Raw genomic sequence first — 250 nt, 5'->3', positions numbered from 1 at the left:
ACGTGCACGACTGGCTGGAGATGCAGGACCGCCGCTCGGTCCTCCCTCGGCGCGGCCAGCTCTTGGTCGAGACCTTCCCGCGCGAGGGGCGGCATTACATGGTCGCCTATAGCTTCGAGGGGTGGAATGCCCACCAGTCGCTGGGGATGCTGATCACCCGGCGGATGGAGGCGCAGGGGCTGAAGCCGCTTGGCTTCGTCGCCAGCGACTATGCGCTCGCCTGTTACGGGCTGGAGAAGGTCACCGATCC

General features: G+C 66.8%; 1 protein-coding gene. It reads left to right on the top strand.

All coding sequences use genetic code 11. The features are described 5' to 3' along the window. Window positions 1-250, top strand: a 250-nt coding sequence (locus tag AC3II9_RS22185; RefSeq protein ID WP_489158905.1) for a hypothetical protein, incomplete at both ends; no start/stop codon positions are given.

The organism is Lysinibacillus sp. RU7 (assembly GCF_057837305.1).
The sequence above is the reverse complement of the archived record's forward strand: the minus strand, read 5'-3'. Positions and strand labels throughout refer to the sequence as shown.